Below are 17,828 nucleotides of genomic sequence, written 5' to 3' on the forward strand. Positions count from 1 at the left end.
AGTGGAACCCTGCTCCTCCTGTCTGCGGGGCCGCTGCGCACGGCTCGTGCGTGACACACCGGCCGGACGGGCCCCCGACGGCGTCCTGCCCCGTGCCAGGGCACCCGGTAGGCACGCGCCCTCCGCCCCCGCCACTGGGATGGTCCGGGTACCCGTCTGAAGCCTGGGCACCAAGCGCGCCGCGCCGCACCTCTGGCGTACTGGTGAAGATTCCGCCGTTGCGGGCCTGGCCCGGGTGGGGGACTTACCGAACGTGCCCCGCCCGGGCCAGGCGGCCGGCTACCTGGGCGGTTTTCCCGCGTGCTCCGGATGGGCCGATGGGCCGCGCCGGCCGGACGCATGGCCGTCTGCCGCATGATGCCGAACCTTCTGCATCGGCTTCAGCGGGCCGCCGCTCTCGCACGCCTCGTTCAGGGTCCTGCCCTGGCGCCGACCGTCCAGCGCGCTGTACGGCCGGCGACGCGTTTACTGCCGGTCCAGGAGTGTGAACTGGCGCCCGCGAACCGGCTTGGCGACAGACCAGTGAGGTGCCGCGGCGGCTCCTGCCGGTCGGCCTGCTGTCGCCATGTCAGGAGAAGACGACGGACCGTACGAGGAGGCGGTCGGAGGCGCCCCTGCCAGGGAGCAGGCTGTAGTAGGTGTCGCCCTGGCAGTCGGCGTCGAGGAAGACGGTGGCGGTGGCGTCCGTGTAGTTCTTGGGGGCGCGTGAGGCGGCTCCCGGTGCGGCACCGGTCGGGGTGAGGGTGATGCATGTGCCGCTTGAGGGGTTGTTCAGGAAGCCGACGGCCTCGTAACCGTCGGCGGTGGTGTACGTGTAGCGGAACTGGCCGGTCGCGGCCGAGGCGGGCACGGCCAGGAGCAGAACGGAGGCAGTGGCTGCGGCGCCGATGACTGCGGTGATGGAGCGAAGAGACACGGGGACGTCTTCCTGTCGGTTGCCGGGTTCGGTCACTGCCAGCGATGCCCCGGCAGTCCGGGACCCAGGCGCACCATCCCTCGAAGGTGAATGCCGAATCGTTTTCCTTCGGGCGAACGGGCGATTCACCATCTAAGCGGACCCGCTCGGCTCCAACGCACCGATCTCGCAGGCCCGAGCACCTGACGTGCCCCGCGCCGTTGCTGCGTCCACGTCGGCCCACTTCCGCAAGCCACCGGCTGTCCGGAATCCAGGATCGGTCGGAGGACTGTGTGCCCTCGCGTGACATCGGTTCCTCGCTGTCAGGCCGGACGGGCGTAGGACGTGAGACGATCGGCGAGTGCGGTGACGAGGTCGCGCAGCTCATCGGGGCGCTCGATGACGAACGGCCGGTCGAGTGAGGCGAGTACCGGAGGCAACCAGTCGAGCCGCTCCACCCGCAGTACGACGCGCAGCCAGCGCTCGGTCGCCCGGTCCTCGCCCGCCACGGGCGCGTACTCCTCCAGGCTCGCGACGCTGGCGGGAAGGCGGGCACGGATCTGCCCGACCGTCCCGTGGATCCGCAGGGTCACCTCATGCCGGTACTCGGCCGTGGCGAACGCCGACAACACGCGCTGTGCCGGACCGGGACCGACGGGCGCTTCGAATGAGCCGGGCAGGGCCCGCGCGTCCGCGATGCGATCAAGCCGCAAGGTTCGGTCCTCGCCGATCCGGGTGTCCTCGCCCGTGACGTACCACCGGCCCGCATGGGCGACGATCCCGTACGCATGCAGCGTGCGTTCGCTGCGCTGTCCGTCGCGGTCGGTGTAGCGGATCGAGACCGGCCGGCGGTGGCGCACCGCGTCGGCGATGGTGAGCAGGACCTCGGCGTCCGGGGTGTCGAACTCGCCGGGCTGATCCGTGAAGGCGAGAGCCTCCAGGAGCGTGTCGAGCCGATGGGCGATGTGCTTGGGCAGCACGCGCCGGATCTTCGCCGATGCCGTTTCGCTTGCCGTGTGCTCTCTCGTCGTCAACCCTGCTCGGCGGCCGGCGACCAGGCCGAGGAGCACGGCCAGGGCCTCATCGTCACCGAGCATCAGCGGAGGCAAGCGGTACCCGGGGGCGAGCCGGTACCCGCCGTAGCGGCCGCGCACCGATTCCACGGGCACGTCCAGGTCGATCAACTGGTTCACGTACCGCCGCACGGTGCGCCCTTCGACGCCGAGCCGGTCGGCGAGTTCGGCCACCGTCCGGGTGCCGCCCGACTGCAGCAACTCCAGGAGTGTCAGCACGCGGGCGGTTGGTCGAGACATGTTCGCAGCCTAACGCGAATACAGGACCGGTTCTGTCCGCTATTTCTCCTAGCCTGCGACGTGCACCTCTGCAGCACGGCCAAGGAGATTCCCATGGACTTCGTCTCGATCCGCATCATCACCAGCGACGTGGCGCGCCTCGTCGAGTTCTACGAGCGAGCCACAGGGGCACGCGCGACGTGGGCCACCGACGATTTCGCCGAACTCGAGACCGCGGGCGCCACCCTCGCGATCGCCGGCACCCGCACCGTCCCGCTGTTCGCCCCGGGCTCTGCCCACCCGGCGGACAACCACAGTGTGATCACCGAGTTCCTCGTCGACGACGTGGACCGCGTTCACCAGAACCTGACCGGCTTCGTCACCGAATTCGTCGCCGGGCCCACCACGATGCCCTGGGGCAACCGGTCGCTGCTGTTCCGCGACCCCGACGGCAACCTCGTCAACTTCTTCACCCCCGTCACCCCAGCGGCCATCGAAAAGTTCGCACGACGGGTGGGACGCTGAAGTAAGCGACCCCGGGCGGGGCCAGGGTGCCTGTGCTCCGGGGGAGTTCGCGGGTGCCGTCGTGCAGGGGCACAATCGTTCATTCCCTCGTGGCGGGCCTGCCCCTGACACGAGCACCCACTCCTGCGCTGGTGCCAGCGGCGCATTCCGGCCGACGGCCGACAGTTCCGGACGGTACTGCCTAGGCTCCCCGCATGATGGACAATCCCTGGGCCCGGATATCCCCCCACGCGCCGTACGGCTGCCCCGCCGATTTGCCTCATCTCGAGGCTTTCAATGCCACGCTCAAGGCCCACGAACCACGTCACCGCCTGGACTTGAGCCTGCCGCCCGAGCCGTTCCTGGGCTTCCACGACGCCCGCCTCGTCGTACTCCTCGCCAACCCGGGCCGTAGTCCGGGCGACGCCGCCATGTACGCGCGGGACGGGGTCACGGAGCGATCGCTGGCCGGCACGGCATCGCCCGAGGGCGCTCCCATCCACTTCCTGGCCGAGGACATGAGTGATACGCCGGGAGGGGCGTGGTGGCGGCGCGCACTCCGCGGTTTGCTGGAACTCGGCCACTCCTATGACGCCCTGGCCCGACGTGTGCTGGTGGTGCAGTTCCACGGTTATCACTCCGAGGCATGGCAGCCCCTGCCCATCACGCTGCCGTCGCAGCCGTACGGCTTCGCCCTGGTGCAACGTGCCGTGGAGCGTGGGGCGGCGATCGTGCTCGGGCGTGCGGCCTCGGCGTGGCGGGTGGCGGTGCCGCAGCTGGGAACGTACGAGAACGTGGTGCGTCCGCGTTCGACGCGAAACGCTGCCATGAGCAGGGGGAACTTCACTTCTTCGGACTTCGCGAAGGTGGCGGACGCGCTCACTGGTCAGAGACTGCGCCCGCCGGGCGGCCCACGTTGAACAAGAGACCATCCGAGCAAACGGCGACGGCTGGCCCTGACTGCCAGGTGTTGCGAGCTGTCGGCAACAGAACTGCGGAACGCATCGTTCACCTTTCAGGCAGGATACCGATGTGCATCACATCCTGCGCGGGCTCGCCGCCAATCCGGCCCTGCCGTCCGAGCTGGTGGACCGGCTGATATCCGTCGCTGACGACGACATCGCCACGAACCTCGCCTGTCGTGCGGACCTCAGCCGTGCTCAGGCGGTCGCGTTGGCCGAACGCTGCGACCAGAGCGCGGCGCAGCTCGCGTCCGAGGGTCGGCTGACCGCCGCCGACATCGATCCCTCCGTCTGGCCGGATGCCGCACTCGCTCTGCTCGAACAGGGTGTCGGGCGCCCGGAATGGGCGCGTCTCCTCGCGAGGGATCCGGTCCGTGAGCGCCGGGAGAAGCTGGCAGCCTGCCCCGGGCTCCCGGCCGACGTGGTGGACACGCTCACGGTGGACCCGGACGTACGGGTCATCGCCGAGCTCGCGTCGGGGACCACCTCGGACGTGGCCGGGAAGCTCGCGGCGCATCCGCACGCCGAGGTCCGCCGCGCGGTGGCGGGCAACGAAGCGACACCACCGGCCGCGCTGGCAGCCCTGGTGACCGGGGAGGGGCTGCCCGCGGCGCGACGCTGTCTGGTCTGTGACCGCGAGGAGACCCCCTTCGTGCACGATCCGCAGTGCCCTCGGCTCGACTGCGATCTCCTGCCGGGCGCCTCCTGTGACGGCTCCCACGAGTCCACGGTCCACGACACGCAGGAGGCGGCACTCCGTAACCCTGCCACCCCGGTCGAAGCCGTCATCGGTTTCGTGGACCACCCTTCGATGGTGTTGCGCTGGGCACTCGCCGCCCGCCAGGACCTGCCCCGGCATGTCTGCGCGCGGCTCGCCTCGGACCCCACTCCCGGTGTCCGTGCCGACCTCGCCGAGAATCCCGCGATCGACGACGCCCTGATCCGTGCGCTGGCCGGCGACCGGGACCCCGACGTGCGCCGCAGACTCGCACACCATCCCCGCGTACCGCTCGACGTGCTCACCCGCCTGGCCCGAACCGCCAAGATCGGCGCCACCCTGCTGCCCCGTATCGCCGCCTCCTCTCCCGCCGAGGTCGAAGAGCTGGCCACGTCACCGGACCCGGCCGCCCGCATGCTCCTGGCCCAACGACGCGATCTGCCGCCCGAGACACTCGACCGGCTGGCCGACGACCCCGACGCGAAGGTGGTCAAGGCCCTCGCTCCGCACCCGGGCCTCACCGAAGCGCAGTTGCGCGCCATGGTCCACCGACACGGTGCCCGTGTCCTGGTCAAAGTGTCGACCAACCCGGCCGCGCCCGCGGCACTGCTGGAGGACCTGGTCCGGCACGAACCAGCGGTGCGGAAGGTGTTCCGGGAGGTTGCCCGGCATCGCGCGGCGACGGCCTCGGCCCTGCTCGTCTGCCTGGCGGACGAACGAGCGAGACCCACAGCCGCCGGCCACCCGGCACTTCCGCCGGCGGTCACCGCGGAGCTGCTCGCCGACGCGGACTGGCAGGTGGTGGAAGCGGCGGCAGCCAACCCGTCCCTGTCGCCTGCCGTGATGTCGGACCTGATGGGCCGGCTGTGAGCGTACGGCCCGCCGAGAAGGCTTCGGGCCGGTGCTCCGACGCCGCCCGCTCCGCAGGCGCCGCCCGGTGCCGGCACCACAGCCACCCGCCAGGGTCACCGCCACGGCGACGCACGCTCGGCGGGTGACCAGTCGTGAGGCGGCCGGTGGACGTCAGCGCGCAGGCAGTCGGGACGAGGCCGCCAGCCAGCCCGTCCGTCCGGCTGCGCGGCGGGGGCGGGGGCAGTGTTGGGTATGTGTGTCGGCCGCCGGCCCACCGCGGGAGGTCTGGACAAGACGCTCCACAAGCACAGGAACGAAGTCGAGCGAACGAACAACGCCCTCAGGATCTTCCGGGCCGCGGCCACACGCTACGACGTACGCGCCTACGTCTTCCACGGGACCGTCACCCCCCGCCTCGATCCGGCTCCGGCTCCGCCCGTGATCAGCCGGGCAGGCCCTGGCCATGCCCGGCGAGGGGATGCCTTTACGTCTCTACGCGGCGGAACTTACGGCTTATGGGTTACCCAGAGCAGTTCCGCCGGCCAGCGGTGTGCCCAGTCGGGTGGGTCGGTTTCGTTGTAGCCGTTGAGAGTTCCGAGTTCGGGCCGCGGCTCGATGAGGTCGTCGATGATGAGACCCGCTCCGCGCAGGACCTTGACCCAGTCGCCGTAGGTGAGCTGATAGCTGGTCGCGCCGTCGCCTTCGGCGATGGTGTTCAGCCCGAAGTAGTCCTGCTGCAGCGTCGTGGTCACGCGGCTGGCGGCTTCGTCGTAGCAAGCTTCGAACCATGGGCTGGCGACGTTGAACACCAGGCGCCCGCCTCGGCACAAGACACGCGCGGCCTGCGGGACGGCCAGGTGCGGGGGCGCCCAGCTGAGCCCACCGAAGTCGCAGAACACCAGGTCGAAGCTGTCGGCGGCGAAGGGGAGTTGTTCGGCGGCGCCTTGCACCAGCGGGTAGCGGGCCGCTCCCATCGCGCGGGACGATGCGGCGAGTTGGGCTTCGGACAGGTCGAGCCCGACCACGGTGGCGCCCTCGGCGGCGAGCGTCCTGGACCACTGGCCGGCGCCGCAGCCGAGCTCGAGGACGCGCTTGCCGGTGACGTCGCCCAGGGCGTGCAGGTGCGCGTCGGGGATGGAGTACATGCCCCACAGCCGGGGTGTGGCGCCGATTTGCGGGTCGTGCTTGTGCTGGTAGGCGCTGCTGATCTGGTTCCAGAGCCGCCGGTTGGCGGGGATGCTGTCCACGTGCCGACTCCAGCACTGCCTGCCGGGGGCGGTCAACACGATTAGGGCTGGTGCCCTCGCCTAAAGCCTGTCTCCTTGATGGGTTCATCAATTGATCGGAGGTGACTGTCTGATGCGATGTGGAACCGCGTCGAGCCGCTGATGCCGGCGGATCCGGTTGGGGGGATGGCGGTGGGCCGACCACCGCCACACGCTTGAGGTCATCGCTTGGAAGCACCGCATCAACTCGCCTTGGCGAGACGAGCGGAGCCATCGGCCGTGCGGGGAAGTCGGTAGTGGTGCCGTGCCTGCCGTGCCAACCGCTGGTGAGGTGGCGCAACCAGTGGTCGCAGAAACGCAGGTTTTGCGAGGCGCCGAGGTTCTCCCGGGTCGCCTGCTCGGCCGAGCCCGCGCCATGAGTTGAGAGGCAGGGGACGTTGTGGGCTGAAGGACTGTCAGGATGGACGAGAGAGGGGCGGACGTGTCGCAACGCTGGAAGATCACGGTCATGGTGGCCGCGGTGGCGGGCATCGTGTCGACACCGTTGCTCTGGCTGCTGGACAGCCCGGAAACGAACTCCGATAAGTCACCCTGGAGCCGTTCCACCTCCCCCAGCCTCATACCAGAGAAGATGCCCACCACCAGGCGAGATCACCCGACGTGACGAAGCGCTACTAGGTTGTCTCGTTCGGATCCTCGTGCGTACGTGCGGAAGCTCTGCAGCCCGGGTGGGGACTGACTGCACAACCCCCGGCCAATAGGGTCGGCCTGGTCTCTCCACTGGGAGTGCGAAATGCTGGCTTTTGTTGGCAGAGCTGGAGGTGGGGGTGTTCAAGCAGTGGCGCTGGCGCTGGCGCGGTCGGTTACGGACGATCAGCTTCTCGTTCTTCGGGCAGAGCGCCAGCGTGGAGTTCAGCCAGAGTGAGCGCGAGCGGGCAAGATCGATCCTGCTCCGCCTGGAGGACCACCGGGTGCTCCATGCGCCTTATGACCTCGAAGAGGAAAATGGGTCCTGGGGATCCATCGAGGCGCTGCGTACCTATCTGAACGAGCAGATCGAGCAGTGTGAGTCCGAGGAACTGCGGGAGCAGGTGCGCGCGATGCGCGCCGCTGTGAGGCAGTGGCTGACCGATGTGGAGTCAGCACGCAGGTTGACCGAGAGAACATACCCGGATGTCCCGCCCAGTGGCCGGGATCCGATCCAGTGGGCCAGGGATCGGGATCGGGTCCAATGGGCGTACGGGCTTCAGGCGCTGGGCGTGCTGCGCGGTCGGGTCGGAGTTGCTATCGCTGAGATCGGCCGGAAGTTCGACATCCCGATCGACGGTGACCTCGCCCACGTCACGCCACCTGACGTAGATGATTCGGAGCGGGGAGCCAGGCTGTCGCCGTTGTACTTCGACGAGGAGTAGCTGTGCTAGGGAGAGCGAGCTGGGCCATGCCCCGCTTGCCCGCTGCACCTTGGGCCGACTCTGTCTGGATCATCGTGCGGACCAGAGGAAGATCCCTGCGATGTGGAGCTCCGGCCAGGTATATCGTCGCGGTCTTCTCGTAGCGGGTGGCGATGCCTCGCCACTGTTTGAGGCGGTTGACGCACCGCTCGACGGTGTTGCGCTGCTTGTGGGCCTCACGGTCGAAAGCAGGGGGTCTGCCGCCCCGGCTGCCCCGCCGCAGCCGGTGGCCTTGCTGGTCCGCCGGGACGGGAATCACCGCGCGGATGCCTCGTTTGCGCAGGTGTTTGCGGATGGCCGGCCGCGCGGGCGGCGAAAGCGGGCGCGTCCCCGGCCTGTCCGATGGTGAGGACGAAGGCCAGGGGCCGGCAGCGGCCGTCGGCAGCAAGGTGGATCTTCGTGGTCAGTCCGCCGCGGGACCGGCGCTCACGGACCGTCCCGCGCAGCCGGTCGTCGAACTCGGCGATCAGCCCGTGCTCTCGCCACCGGCGGAAGAAGGAGTGGACCCGGCCGCCAATCGGGGAAGTCCGTGGGCATCGCCCGCCACGAGATCCCGCCCGCGACCAGGTTGCGGATCGCGCCCGACAACTGCCGATGACAGTAGCCCTCGGGCCGTCCACCCCGCCCCTGGAGCCAGGCAGGCACCGGCAACGACTGCCGGACGGACGCCCACTCCGCGTCCGTCATGTCCGACGGATACCGGCGCACCCGGTCCGGATGGTCGGCCGCGTTGCCGTACACATGCGCGAGGCAATCGCACGGCACGGCGGGCGAGTTGAAGTCAACGTGCTCGGGCACGTAACAAAGACAACAGTGCCTCCGGGAACCACTCGGAATGGGATCGCACCCACGAGCTCCCAGGAGGCCCTGCTTTCACGCGCGGAAACCGCCGCAGTCACCCGCTCGAGACTCCCGTTCGATCGACAGCCTTCGCCATCGGTACGGCCAACAACCACTTACGAGTCGGGATGCTGCGGCAGGGCGAGCCAGTCCGACCAGGAGATCTCGCGGCCGAGGAAGCGCGGCTGCTCGAACGGCCAGTCGGCGGCGATCCACTGCGGCACCAGCGCGTCGAGGGCCAGCTCGACCTTGCTGCCCACCAGCTCGTCCACCACCCACCAGCAGATCTCGCCGTCCGCGCCGGCCCTCTCCGGTGGGTCGATGTAGACACAGCCGAGCAGAGCTGTCTCCGCCGCGTCGAACAGCGCGTAGTTGAAGGACTGGTGCGCGGCGATCTCCCTCTCGTGCCGCAACAAATCCGCTTGGTCGGCCTCGTAGGTCATGGTGGCCGCGGGCCACCCCCAGGCCGGGCCGAAGATGGTCCACAGCCGCTCGCGCGAACCCATCACAGCCGGATAGTCGAGCGGGGTGTCCACCTCCCGGATCGGCCGCAGGTGATGACCACCGTCCGGCAGTGGTACCCGGACGGGGTGGACGAAGTCATCGGGAAGCCAGCTCATGGCGCCCGACCGTAGCAGCGCGCGGCCGTCCGCTTCCCTGGATTTTCCCCGTACACCGCCAGGCCCTGCTCTCATGCCGGGCAGGGCCCGCGATCACCCGATCGAGACTCCCGTTCGATCGACAGACTCCATGATCGGTATGGCAACGGCTTCTTATGTCACGGACATCACGATTGGCGGGGACTCGGTGAGTGCTTCAGCTCAGGACCTGCGGTACTCATCGCCCATGCCATATCTGGTCCTGAGATTGCCACCACCTCGCGAAGAGGCAGCTTGGGTCCTGTGCAGTCGCCACACTGGTTCCAAGCCTCAGTGGTAGCCAAAGCGATCCAACGGGCCTGACGCGGTGGATGGTTGATGACCCACCGCACATGCCATCGGTCATCTCTCAGTATCTCGGCCTCGGGCGAGACGAGCCAGTTCTTGGACCGCCGGCCTTGATCAGCACCCTCCGGCCTGCGGTCAGGGTCCTGGATGATGACGAAGATCGTGAACCCGGTCGGCAGGGACTTGACCGTGCCATCGAACTCGTACACCTTCCCGCCGTCCGGGGCAGGAGTTTCAGTCCACGATGTGATGGAGACTGTGGTGGGTTCGGCGGGTGCAAATTTGGCCGAGGTCACCGCTGAAGGTTGCCTGTCATGCTGGTCGCCGCCAGATGATCCGTCCGTGGCGGTGAGCCAAGCAGCGACGACGCTGGCGATCGCCGTGATCACGGCGATGATCACTGCCTGCGAGCGCCACGGCGCGGACTGGCTCTCCCGGCGGGAGACTGCGGCAGACGCTTCGTCATCCGGCGCAGCCATTTGCCCGGCCTCTGCCTCACTCGGCTCTGAAGCGGTCATGGAGCCCCCCGGTCCGCTCTGCTCGGCGCAGGGCTTCATCGTGCCCTAACAACGGCTGACACAATGACTTGAGTTGTCGGTGAGTGATCAGGCAGCCGGCGAGTTTGAGGAACGCTTGGTGCATGTCTGCTCGTCGTTCCCAGCGCACGCGCAACCGGCGGAAGCCGTGCAGCCAGGCAAAGGTCCGCTCGACCACCCACCGGTAAATACCCAGGCCGGAGCCGTGCGCCGTGCCGCGGCGTGCGATGGCGGGCACGATGCCGCGGGCACGGACCTGTCTGCGGTAGCTGTCGTGGTCGTAGCCACGGTCTGCGTAGAGCGTGACCGCTCTACGGCGGGGCAGGCCGACCCGGCCGCGGACGGGTGGGACGGCGTCGAGCAGGGGCAGGAGCTGGGTGACGTCGTTGCGGTTGCCGCCGGTCAGGATGACTGCGAGCGGGGTTCCATGCCCGTCGGTGATCAGGTGGTGTTTGGAGCCGGCCCGGCCCCGGTCGACCGGCGACGGGCCCGTCGCGAGCCCCCTTTTAGCGCTCTGACGTGGGAAGAGTCGACCACGCAGCGGGACCAATCCAGCTTGCGTTCCGAGTTCAGTTCGGCGAGCAGAATCTCGTGCAGCCGCTCCCAGACCCCGGCCTCGTTCCAGTCCCGCAGCCGGCGCCAGCACGTCATGCCCGAACCAAACCCCAGCTCCTGGGGTAGGAACTCCCACTGAATGTCCGTGTGCAGCACGTACAGGATGCCGCACAGCACCTGCCGGTCCGGCAACGGCTTACGACCCGGATACCGGAACCTACGCTCTCTCCCTGGCAGCAGCGGCTCGATCCGCGCCCACAGCTCATCAGACACAATCCATGGTGATGCCCCCACACATCCGACAACGCCCAACTCACCAGCCAGACACTGCCGTCAGCGCAAACCCACCTCATTGTGTTAGCTGCTGTTACAGCGGTGAGTCGGTCCTGCTGCAGCGCGACGGGGAGCAGAGGTGCCACGGTCGTGGAGGGCGATGCCCTCGACGGGCACCCGGCGGGCGGAGCGTTCGACCGGCTGGAGACGGCAGCGCATGCCGGTTCTGCCGGCGCTTCCAGGACCGGCACGGCGCGCTCTTCGCCGGCTGCGCGCCCGAGGAGACCACGGGGATCACCGACTGGTCCACTCGGCCACCGAGGCAGCCGGGCAGCACCTGGACTCGCTCCGCTCGGGCCGCCTCTGAGCCCGCTGCCGGGGAGGGGCGGGACGAGGGCCAGCGCACTGTTCGGTGCGGGTCGTCCAGCAGCTCTCCACGGGTGAGAGCACTACGGCGTTCCGGGGTGCTCATGCCAAGTTCGGACGGATACTGACACGGTGATGGATTTACTGCGCGCGGGCTCCGATGACGGCTCGGTCTGGGGACGCTCCGCCACACGGGTCCGATCCGCCCGAGTCCTGGCCGAACAAGCCCTGGCCGGCAGGGATGCACGGGCACTCGAAGAGTCGGTTGCCCTGTGGGAAGCCGTCCTGCGCGACCCGGCCGTCCCCGATCCGCTGCTGCCGCTCCTGGAACTCGTGCACGTGGAGACCAGCGCATGCCTGGCGCTGGGTGACTCGGGGGCGTTGTCGAGGGCCATCGGCCGCATGGAAGACACCATGGCGCGCTCCCCGGCAGCGCTCACTCGGGCCGACGTCCAGCAGGCCCGGCTCACCGCCTACGGGATCCGAGCCTCGCTGACCGAATCCACAGCACCCGCCCGTTCGGCGGAGGACTGGCTGACGGTCTCGGGCATCGCACGGGTCCTCGCCGAGTCGGCGATGGACGGCAGCAGCGAGCAGGGCCGGCTGGTCGAGACCATGGGCCGAGGCCTCCTCATGCACTACGAGCTGGCTCTCGTGCCGGGGTCCCTGAGCGAGGCGGTCACGGCGCTGCGCCGAGCCGTGTCCGCCCTCACCGGCCCCCGGCTGGACGCCGCTGAAGCCTGCTACCTGCTGGGGCGTGCCCTGCGGCTCCGCGGGGAACGAGACCGCTCCCCGGAAGATCTGGACGAGGCGGTCGCCCTCCTCGGCAGAGCCGTCGCCGAGGCGGATTTCAACGGGCCGTCCATGATGCCGTACCTGTCGAATCTCGGCTTCGCCCATCTCGCCCGGTACCGTCTCGTCGGCGATCTCGACTCGTTGAACGACACGGTGGCGGCCCTGGCACGTGCTGTGGCCGCATCCACCGACCTGGTGGAGTCCGAGCACCGGCTCCAGAACCTCGTCATCCTCGTGGGAGAGCGGATACGCGTAGGCGGCTACGCACATGAGCTGCTCAGCTACATCGCGCTCGTGGAATCGCGTCTCACGCCCTATCGGCTGCCCGAGCTCGCCGGCTGGCTGCTGCTCGACCTGGCGCTCAGGGCCTACGACCGCGCCGTTTCGAAAGGCTCGGTGTACGACTACCTTCTGACCGTGGTGATCCTTCGACGGTGCGCCCTCTTGATCCCTGCCGGCACGACGACGTTCGACGGCCTGCGGACGCCCTCGGGCAGGACCGTGAACAGCGACGAACTCGTGCGCTTCGCCTGGACGCTCGATGGTTTGAAGGCGTTCTTCTCCACGACCGGTCCGCGTGACTCCTATGCCGACGTCCTCACTGGTGTGGCCGATGGCATCGGGCGACATCTGATGGCCAACGGGGTCAGTACGCAAGCCACGACAGCGGGGCACATGGCCGCCGACTACGAACTCGCCCTCTTCGTTCACCTGGACAATCTCGGCGTCACCTATGCCTGAGGAATTCACCGCGCTCGGTCTCGACAACGACTCCTACCTCAACTATCTGTCGGACGGGTCGGCAGAACCCCCCTTCCCTCCAGGGGCCATCCCCGATCTTTCGCCGTGGGAAGAGGTCCGTGAGCGCCAGACACTGATCTACTTCGTCCTGCGGTCCGTGGCGATCCTCGGATCCGGAGCGGACGAGGCGGCCGTGCAGGCCCATCGCCAGTGGCGGCGGCTTGCTCTCGATCGCGCGCTACGCCTGTACTGGTGGATGGAACAAGGACATCCCTTGCCGCTGCCGGCCTGGGCCGAAGAAACACTCGTGCGGGTCCGCGATCACCTTCGTCCCGCTTTCCCCCACGTCGACGACATCGAGGTCGTCGTCACCCTCGACCCTCGCTTGTACGTCCGCGCACACCATTCGACACGCCAGATCCGGTTGTCGCTGGTCACCCGACAGCTGTGGCACACCATCGACCTGCTCCTCTGGAACGCTGTGAGCGTGCGGCAGGAACTGATACGCACGATCGGCAGCAACGCCGCGCTGCCGAATCCGTCCTACGAGGACCTCCTTCCGTTTCTGCTGCCGCTGTACCGCAACGTCCGCTGGGACCAGATCCCCATGATGCGGGTCTGTTCAGAGCTGGCCGGGGGAGGAGCCGTCAATGCCGCACGGATCCAGATGACCTTCATGATCGCCCACGAGTTCGCGCACCTTCTCCTGCACGAAGAGGGCAGATCAGGTCCGGATCTGGAGGCCGAAGCCGATCGCTTCGCCTACGACGTACTTTTCAGGAACCCCGTCGAGAACATCACCGTCGGCGACATCTGGATGGCGATCCGCTGGCTGTTCGAAATCCTCGCGGTGGAGAAGCTGCTGGCGTGGCGCCTGGCCGGCGAAGAAGGCACCTTCGCAGTCACCGGACCACCACGACAGACCCTGATCCACCCCTTCGTTCGATCCGCCGGCCCATCGAGCACCGACATCGTCCTGGGCGGCGCCGGGCTCCACGTCATACAGTCCATGCGCCGTCAACTGGCAGCGTCGAGCGTGCAGGCCGTACGGCAAAGCGCTGCCCGTTGGGAAAGCACCCTGACATCCGAGAAAGCCGACCGCCCGGTCGCGCACGTCTTGTCCGTGTTCCTCGACCCGTCTCCGGAGGCATGAGTGACCGTCATCGAGCTCGACGTGGAGATCGACCCGCACGACTCCGGTCTTCCCGGGCCGGCACTGATCGACGTCGAAGGACACGAGTTCACCGACCACGGGATCAGCGTCAAGGTGCTGGCCGTCGAGGAGGGACACGGCTTCGGCGTCTCGGAGATCGTCACCATCGCCCTCTCCATCGCGGGCAGCGTGGCCTCCGACGTCATCGCGAGTTCCCTCAAGTCGGCCACCCGCGGGGTGATACGCCGCGTCCGCTCGCGACGGTCACGCAGCGACGGAAGCATCGAGGGAATCACCGAGCTCATCGACCGTGAGCGCCAGGAACCCCGGCAGTCCGGCTCGGAACGGGACCCCGGCTAGGGTCCGTTGCGAAAGTGGATCTTGTTCGTTGATGATCACGTCCTGTGGGAGGTAGGGATCTGACGAACAGCCAGTGGGCCCGGCTTGAGCCCCTGCTGCCAACGGGCATCAAGTCGGTTTCCGCCGGTCAGGCTGACGGCGAGCGGGGTGCCGTGTCCGTCGGTGATCAGGTGGTGTTTGGAGCCGGCGCGGCCCCGGTCGACTGGTGACGGGGCCCGCGTGGCTCCCCCTTTTAGCGCTCTGACGTGCGAGGAGTCGACCACGCAGCGGGACCAGTCGAGCTTCCGTTCCGCGTTCAGCTCAGCGAGCAGGACCTCGTGCAGTCGCTGCCAGACCCCGGCCTCGTTCGAGTCCCTCAGCCGGCGCCAGTCCGTCATGCCCGAACCGAACCCCAGCTCCTTGGGCAGGTACTCCCACTGGACGTCCGTGTGCAGCACGTACAGGATCCCGCACAACACCTGCCGGTCCGGCAACGGCTTCCGGACCGGATACCGGAACCGGCGCTCCCTCCCCGGCAGCAGCGGCTCGATCCGCTCCCACAACTCATCCGACACGATCCACGGCAATGCCCCCATACACCGGCAACGGTCCAATCGGCCGCACAGGCACGGCCTGCGACACCACCTCACCTCATTGTGTTAGGCGCTGTAAGACCAGGGAGCTCTGCCGGTGATTCGCGCAGCAGCGGGTGGGTCCAGCAGCGGCGCCAAGGCGGGGATCTCTCCCGGTGGTCCGGTCACGGCCCGCGCACGCACTCGACCTGCTTCATCTCGCAGCCTGAGAACGCATCAGCCCTGGTCATGAGGACCCCTACGAACTGCATGATCGTCGAAACGAAGTACCAGCCCGGCGGCGCGGTTCGGGCCACCGCCTGATAGCCGCGCGGATGCGGTGAGGATGCCGATTACGTCGTCATCACCGACCGCTGGCGGTCCGAGTCACCGTGTCCTGCCCCGGCCCTCAACAATCCGCGATAGGGCTAGTAGGGCTGGCGCCGGGCGGACAGGCCGCAACGCGAGAAGGGCCCTGTCCTCCGGTGACTGGAGGACAGGACCCTGTTGAAGCCGTACCGCACGGCGTGAGCTGGTGAGACGGGCCGGCATGAGGAGGTACCGCAGCGCCTGCTCATCGCTGCCTTGGCCGCTGAGGACGGCCGGCTTGGTGGCCGTGATGAACTGGAACGGACCGACTCGGTGGTGAAGGCAATCAGGACGCGGCCGGCCTCCAGGGCTCCGGGGCCCATACGGCGGCGAGCATCGCGCGGAACCGATCGACGACGGCCTGGTCCTCGAGGTGAGGGCGCCAAAACCGTGGCTGCAGCGGCAAAGCGACGGATCATCGGGCGGTCCTCTGCTCGGGGTTGAGGGTGCGGGGGCTGGCAGGCGTCTTCAGGATGTGCGGCAGATGGATGTGCAGGTGCTCGACCACGGCTTCGCGGCCGCGGTCGTGGAGCGCTCGGGCCAGGAGATCGGTAAGACCGCTGGCACTTTTCCGGACCAAGAAAACGATCACGATTCGGCACCCTTCAGAGCTCCTGAGAAAGGCGTTGGACGGGGCGGTGGGTGATCAGGCAGGTGGCGAGGCTGAGGAAGGTCTCGTGGATGTCGTCACGGGGCTCTCAGCGGATCCGCAGGCGGCGAAAAGCCGTGCAGCCAGGCGATGGTGCGCTCGACCACCCAGCGGAAGACGCCCAGGCCAGAGCAGTGTGCTACGCCTCGTTCGGCGATGACCGGGCGGATGCCGCGCTGCCACAGCAGACGCCGCTACCTGTCGTGGTCGTGAGCAATACCAGATGCAGTTCGTCCCCACACCGGCCTCGTTCCACGCGGCCAGCCGCCGCCGGCACGTCATGCCCGAACCGGAGCCCAGCTCCTGCGGCAAGACTCCCACTGGATGCCCGTGTGCAGGATGAACAGGATCCCGATCCCGCACAACGCCTGCCCGTCCGGGACCCGCGGTCTACCCTCCACCAGTTTCGGACCCGGCACCGGCAGCAACGGCTCCATCAGCGACCACAGTTCGTCCGAGACGATCCACGGCCGCGATCCCCTCTTCCCCACGACAAGACCGACGAGCAGCCAGACCGACAGTCACATGATCAACAGCTTCTGTTGGGACCTCTTGGTGCGCGAGGAAGGTGGTCCTGCATGTGCTCCCTCACGGCGACACCCCAGCTGCCAGAGCCGGTGACCAGCAATTTTGTGAGGGCGTGCGCCCTGTAGCGACCGAAGGCGCATCCGATGGCTGCTCGTCCGGCACCGGGTATGCCCCGGGCGGAAGAACCGGCAGGTCCACCTCCAGCACCGTGGCCAGGGCAGGTGATCCGAAACCGCCGTCGCAGGAACGGGGGTTGTGGCGGATCGTGAGCCATCGCCGCATTTCAGAGGAACACCCGCGCTGTTCTGCCAGCGGCAGAACAGCGGCCCGACCGGACTCGACGATCACTACTGTCCAGTCGCATGACGACGATTACAACGCGCACGGTCGAGTACCCGGCCGACGGTCTGACGATGATCGGGCACCTCGCACTCCCGACCGGAGTCGATCGCCGGCCCGCGGTGCTGCTCGGGCCGGAAGGCATGGGGCTCAGCGACGTCGAGCGCCGCCGGGCCGATGCTCTCGCCGAGCTGGGATACGTAGCGCTGGCCTTCGACCTTCACGGCGGGCGCTATTTAAGTGACCCCGAGGAGATGCTGGCCCGTTGCATGCCGTTGCTCGCCAACCCCGACCGGATGCGGGGCATCGGTCATGCGGCGCTCGACGTGTTGCGCGCCGAGCCACGGACCGACCCCGACCGGATCGCCGCCGTCGGCTACGGCACCGGGGGCGCCGTCGGGCTGGAACTCGGGCGCGACGGCGCCAACCTGCGCGCGATCGGGACAGTCAACGCGCTGACCACGGGCCGACCGGGCGAGGCGGCGCGCATTCGCTGCCCGGTGTGGGCCGGGGTCGGGTCGGAAGACCCGATCATGCCGCCCGCGCAACGGGGCGCGTTCACCGCCGAGATGCAGGCCGCGGGCGTCGACTGGCGCCTCGTGGTCTACGGCGGCGCCCTGCACGCCTTCCACCACCCGCCGGTCGACCACCCCGTGGTCCCCGGCGTTGGCTACCACCCACGGCATGCGCAGCGAGCCTGGCACGACGTCGTCGACCTGCTCGCCGAGTGCCTGACCGTGACGGAGTGAGCTGGTCGACAACCGCGATTTCGGTGCCGCGGACCAGGCAGTCGACCGCCACCGGCGCGGCCGTCGTCCAGGAGGACCGGCGTGTGCAGCATCCGGACCAGTTGCGCGAGGCGCTGCTCCAGGCTCCCGGCAGGCAGTGCCAGGACGACGGTGAACTCTTCTCTGAACTAACGAGAG

General features: G+C 68.4%; 15 protein-coding genes and 7 pseudogenes. 11 read left to right on the forward strand and 11 right to left on the reverse strand.

Translation table 11 applies throughout. From position 1 onward, the window contains the following. Positions 1–568 precede the first annotated feature (568 nt). Together ACZ7KF_RS36330 and ACZ7KF_RS36335 are read right to left on the reverse strand one after the other, a co-directional pair. Entirely contained in the window at positions 569–916 is a 348-nt protein-coding gene (locus ACZ7KF_RS36330; RefSeq protein ID WP_471085131.1) for a hypothetical protein, read from the reverse strand. A 302-nt stretch (positions 917–1,218) separates the two neighbouring features. Beyond that, the gene (locus ACZ7KF_RS36335) at positions 1,219–2,208 is read right to left on the reverse strand and encodes a helix-turn-helix transcriptional regulator (protein WP_471085134.1); all 990 of its coding nucleotides are present in this window, start codon (positions 2,206–2,208) and stop codon (positions 1,219–1,221) included. A 93-nt stretch (positions 2,209–2,301) separates the two neighbouring features. Here ACZ7KF_RS36335 and ACZ7KF_RS36340 point away from each other — a divergent pair, with 93 nt between their 5' ends. The 4 genes and pseudogenes from ACZ7KF_RS36340 to ACZ7KF_RS36355 form a co-directional block, all read left to right on the forward strand. Then, entirely contained in the window at positions 2,302–2,712 is a 411-nt protein-coding gene (locus ACZ7KF_RS36340) for a VOC family protein (protein WP_471085137.1), read from the forward strand. A gap of 194 nt (positions 2,713–2,906) precedes the next feature. Then, positions 2,907–3,611, forward strand: coding sequence for a hypothetical protein (locus ACZ7KF_RS36345; RefSeq protein WP_471085140.1), 705 nt, complete (start codon positions 2,907–2,909; stop codon positions 3,609–3,611). Between the two features lie 112 nt (positions 3,612–3,723). Beyond that, the gene (locus ACZ7KF_RS36350) at positions 3,724–5,241 is read left to right on the forward strand and encodes a hypothetical protein (RefSeq protein WP_471085143.1); all 1,518 of its coding nucleotides are present in this window, start codon (positions 3,724–3,726) and stop codon (positions 5,239–5,241) included. Positions 5,242–5,484: 243 nt separating this feature from the next. Next, positions 5,485–5,665 (forward strand): annotated as a pseudogene (locus ACZ7KF_RS36355) (IS5/IS1182 family transposase); the annotation flags it as partial. A 64-nt stretch (positions 5,666–5,729) separates the two neighbouring features. Here ACZ7KF_RS36355 and ACZ7KF_RS36360 read toward each other — a convergent pair. Then, positions 5,730–6,470 carry a class I SAM-dependent methyltransferase gene (locus ACZ7KF_RS36360; protein WP_471085146.1) on the reverse strand — a complete coding sequence of 247 codons (741 nt, stop codon included), beginning with the start codon at positions 6,468–6,470 and terminating at the stop codon, positions 5,730–5,732. Positions 6,471–6,587: 117 nt separating this feature from the next. Between ACZ7KF_RS36360 and ACZ7KF_RS36365 the strand changes: the two are divergent. The 3 genes and pseudogenes from ACZ7KF_RS36365 to ACZ7KF_RS36375 form a co-directional block, all read left to right on the forward strand. Continuing rightward, positions 6,588–6,711, forward strand: a pseudogene (locus tag ACZ7KF_RS36365) (transposase); the annotation flags it as partial. A 198-nt stretch (positions 6,712–6,909) separates the two neighbouring features. Then, positions 6,910–7,113: a hypothetical protein gene (locus ACZ7KF_RS36370; RefSeq protein WP_471085149.1), complete on the forward strand. Its 204-nt coding sequence runs from the start codon at positions 6,910–6,912 to the stop codon at positions 7,111–7,113. Positions 7,114–7,255: 142 nt separating this feature from the next. Beyond that, entirely contained in the window at positions 7,256–7,861 is a 606-nt protein-coding gene (locus tag ACZ7KF_RS36375) for a hypothetical protein (RefSeq protein WP_471085152.1), read from the forward strand. 69 nt (positions 7,862–7,930) lie between these two features. Here ACZ7KF_RS36375 and ACZ7KF_RS36380 read toward each other — a convergent pair. The 5 genes and pseudogenes from ACZ7KF_RS36380 to ACZ7KF_RS36400 all read right to left on the reverse strand — a co-directional run. Beyond that, positions 7,931–8,409: pseudogene (locus ACZ7KF_RS36380) on the reverse strand (transposase); the annotation flags it as partial. Beyond that, on the reverse strand, positions 8,327–8,587 hold the full coding sequence (locus ACZ7KF_RS36385; RefSeq protein WP_471085423.1) for a transposase: 261 nt from the start codon (positions 8,585–8,587) through the stop codon (positions 8,327–8,329). The pseudogene ACZ7KF_RS36380 and the gene ACZ7KF_RS36385, both read right to left, overlap by 83 nt. A gap of 269 nt (positions 8,588–8,856) precedes the next feature. Beyond that, a complete protein-coding gene (locus ACZ7KF_RS36390) occupies positions 8,857–9,360 on the reverse strand; it encodes an N-acetyltransferase (protein WP_471085155.1) in 504 nt (167 codons plus the stop codon). Between the two features lie 167 nt (positions 9,361–9,527). Then, a complete protein-coding gene (locus tag ACZ7KF_RS36395) occupies positions 9,528–10,205 on the reverse strand; it encodes a hypothetical protein (RefSeq protein WP_471085158.1) in 678 nt (225 codons plus the stop codon). Positions 10,206–10,269: 64 nt separating this feature from the next. Further along, positions 10,270–11,054 (reverse strand): annotated as a pseudogene (locus ACZ7KF_RS36400) (IS5 family transposase); the annotation flags it as partial. A gap of 498 nt (positions 11,055–11,552) precedes the next feature. On the opposite strand from ACZ7KF_RS36400, the gene ACZ7KF_RS36405 reads away from it, so the two are divergent. The 3 genes from ACZ7KF_RS36405 to ACZ7KF_RS36415 are packed head-to-tail and all read left to right on the forward strand — an operon-like array spanning position 11,553 to position 14,466. After that, a complete protein-coding gene (locus ACZ7KF_RS36405; protein ID WP_471085161.1) occupies positions 11,553–12,953 on the forward strand; it encodes a hypothetical protein in 1,401 nt (466 codons plus the stop codon). Next, positions 12,946–14,106: an ImmA/IrrE family metallo-endopeptidase gene (locus tag ACZ7KF_RS36410; RefSeq protein ID WP_471085166.1), complete on the forward strand. Its 1,161-nt coding sequence runs from the start codon at positions 12,946–12,948 to the stop codon at positions 14,104–14,106. The genes ACZ7KF_RS36405 and ACZ7KF_RS36410 overlap by 8 nt, the downstream gene beginning before the upstream one ends. After that, entirely contained in the window at positions 14,107–14,466 is a 360-nt protein-coding gene (locus ACZ7KF_RS36415; protein WP_471085169.1) for a hypothetical protein, read from the forward strand. 107 nt (positions 14,467–14,573) lie between these two features. On the opposite strand, the pseudogene ACZ7KF_RS36420 reads toward ACZ7KF_RS36415, so the two are convergent. From ACZ7KF_RS36420 to ACZ7KF_RS36430, 3 pseudogenes are all read right to left on the reverse strand, one after another. Continuing rightward, positions 14,574–15,041 (reverse strand): annotated as a pseudogene (locus tag ACZ7KF_RS36420) (IS5 family transposase); the annotation flags it as partial. A 950-nt stretch (positions 15,042–15,991) separates the two neighbouring features. Continuing rightward, a pseudogene (locus ACZ7KF_RS36425) lies at positions 15,992–16,229 on the reverse strand (transposase); the annotation flags it as partial. Positions 16,230–16,246: 17 nt separating this feature from the next. Then, positions 16,247–16,472: pseudogene (locus ACZ7KF_RS36430) on the reverse strand (transposase); the annotation flags it as partial. 453 nt (positions 16,473–16,925) lie between these two features. On the opposite strand from ACZ7KF_RS36430, the gene ACZ7KF_RS36435 reads away from it, so the two are divergent. Beyond that, positions 16,926–17,651, forward strand: a complete 726-nt coding sequence (locus ACZ7KF_RS36435) for a dienelactone hydrolase family protein (RefSeq protein ID WP_471085172.1) — start codon at positions 16,926–16,928, stop codon at positions 17,649–17,651. Positions 17,652–17,828 lie beyond the last annotated feature (177 nt).

The sequence above is a fragment of the Streptomyces sp. NPDC038200 genome (assembly GCF_055600785.1).